Source organism: Chitinophaga sp., assembly GCF_035564935.1.
Taxonomy (GTDB): domain Bacteria; phylum Bacteroidota; class Bacteroidia; order Chitinophagales; family Chitinophagaceae; genus Chitinophaga.
Genome location: NZ_DATMTE010000198.1, coordinates 1 through 2,375, shown reverse-complemented (window position 1 = coordinate 2,375; position 2,375 = coordinate 1). Strand labels below are relative to the sequence as shown.

The following is a 2,375-nucleotide window of genomic DNA, read 5'->3' as shown; positions in this document are numbered from 1 at the left end:
TATCCAATTTACTTCAAAGTATAAAGGCAACAGATAAGCCAGTCGCAACAGGAATGGATTAACGAGCTATTAACGATTTACTGTACAAAGTGTAAACAACCCGGTTAAATAGAGGCTAATTCTATACTTTTGCGCAATAATTTCAACACCTGATGCGCATTGCCATATTTTTTCCGATCGTTATTCTGATGTTATGTTTCACGGGAACTGCCCGTGCGCAATTCCTGATGGATATGATCGACACTACCACCGAAATGGGAAAGGGGATGATATCCATGTATATGAAGTATGATGCTTTGCGGTTCAGCGGGTATATTCAGCCGCAATTCCAGATGGCACAATCGAGGGGCGCCCGGGGCTATGCAGCCGGAGATTTTGCGGCCGCCTCCGATAACCGTTTTACTTTGCGCCGTGGGCGTATCCGGGTAGATTATGAACGGTATAACAAAGAGGATATGCCGGTGGTGCAGTTTGCTTTCCAGTTCGATGGTACCGAAAGAGGGGTAAATATCCGCGATTTCTATGGTCGTTTTTTTGAGACGAAATTTAATTTGTTCTCGCTGGTAGGAGGCATGTTCGCCCGCCCGTTCGGTTATGAAGTAAACCTGTCGTCGGCCGACCGTGAAACCCCTGAGCGTGGGCGGATGTCGCAGATCCTGATGAAAACAGAGCGCGACCTGGGAGCAATGGTGTCCTTTGAACCCCGCCGTAAAGATCACCCTTTGAGTTTCCTGAAAATAGATGCGGGCGCCTTTAACGGACAAGGACTCACAGCCACCACTGATTTCGACAGCCATAAAGATTTTATCGGGCGTATTGCTATAAAACCCCGGAAAATAAAAGGAACTCAAAGCCAGCTATCGGCCGGTGCGTCTGTATTGTATGGCGGTATGCAGCAGTTTACCAAACAGATTCACACGATGAACAATGCCGGCGGGAAAGCAGTTTTTATGGTGGATTCTTCGGTGGCTAATGTAGGAAAAATCGCCCCCAGGCACTATTTCGGAGCAGATGTACAATGGAAGATCTCCAATGGTGAAGAGAAAGGCTTTACCCAGTTCCGTGCGGAGTATCTCCGGGGTAAACAAACAGCCACCGCCTTAACTACGGAAACACCAGGCGCCATCCCGGTAGCGCCGGACGGAAGTTTACAGCCACTGTATATCCGTAATTTTGACGGCGCTTATCTTTATTATATTCAAAACCTTGGCAGCATAAAGCACCAGGCGGTACTGAAATACGACTGGTACGATCCCAACACAAAAGTAAAAGGCAAAGAGATCGGCGCTCCCGGTGCAGGGCTCACTCCTGCGGATATACGCTATAACACGGTAGGCATCGGCTACCTCTACTATGCCAACGAACACCTGAAATTTATGGTGTATTACGACTGGGTTACCAATGAAAGCACGGAACTGGAAGGATATAAAGACGACCTGAAAGATAATGTGCTTACCTGCAGGATGCAGTATCGTTTTTAACAGCCATATTATAAAAGTAAATGGGCAAATAGGATCAGCATCCTGTTTGCCCATTTACTTTATGCAGTGTTATTTTATTCTCTTCCTGATTCCATTGTAAACCCGAAGGTGCTGCCTATTTCAGGCTTGCTGCGTACCGTAATGGATTGGTCGTGAGCCTCCACAATATGCTTAACAATGGCCAGTCCGAGGCCGGTACCGCCAATGTCGCGGCTACGCGCCCTGTCTGTACGGTAAAACCGTTCAAATACACGTGGCAGGTGTTCCTCAGCCATACCGATCCCATCGTCGGAAATTTCTATCAGCACTCTTTTGCCATCCATGCTGTAAATGCTGGCAATAGTGTGGCCGTCCGGTTTACCGTATTTAATAGAGTTGTCTACCAGGTTAATGAGCACCTGCCGGATCTTTTCTTTATCGGCATATACCGGCTGCGGCGCTTCGCAGCCTTTTTTGATACTGAACTTAATGCCTTTGGTATTGGCTTTCAGCGACAGGGTATCAAACACATCTTTGATCAGGTCCTGGATAACGAATACTTCTGCATTTACAGTCATTTCCCCGCTTTCCAGTTTAGATATTTCATCCAGGTCGTCGATCAGCCGGCAAAGGCGGTCGATGTTCTTGGTGGCGTTTTTCAGGAACAGCTTATTTACATTGGGATCTTCCAGCGCCCCGTCCAGCAACGTGTGAATATAGCCCTGAACGGCAAAAATGGGCGTTTTCAGCTCATGGGAAAGGTTCAGGAGAAACTCCTTACGGAACTCTTCATTCCGGCGGAGGTTTTCCAGTTCTTCTTTTTTCTGACTGGCCCATTTCTCTACATCTTCACTTACCTCTTCAATGGTTTTTAACGGGAGAATATTCTTTTGGAAAAACTCTTCTCTTTTCGAT

General features: G+C 47.0%; 2 protein-coding genes. One reads left to right on the top strand and one right to left on the bottom strand.

All coding sequences use genetic code 11. The features are described 5' to 3' along the window. Positions 1-188 precede the first annotated feature (188 nt). A complete protein-coding gene (locus VN105_RS05150; protein ID WP_325638594.1) occupies positions 189-1,481 on the top strand; it encodes a porin in 1,293 nt (430 codons plus the stop codon). A 74-nt stretch (positions 1,482-1,555) separates the two neighbouring features. Here the strand turns inward: VN105_RS05150 and VN105_RS05145 are convergent. Then, positions 1,556-2,375: sensor histidine kinase (locus VN105_RS05145; RefSeq protein WP_325638592.1), on the bottom strand; the 820-nt coding region annotated here is incomplete at its 5' end.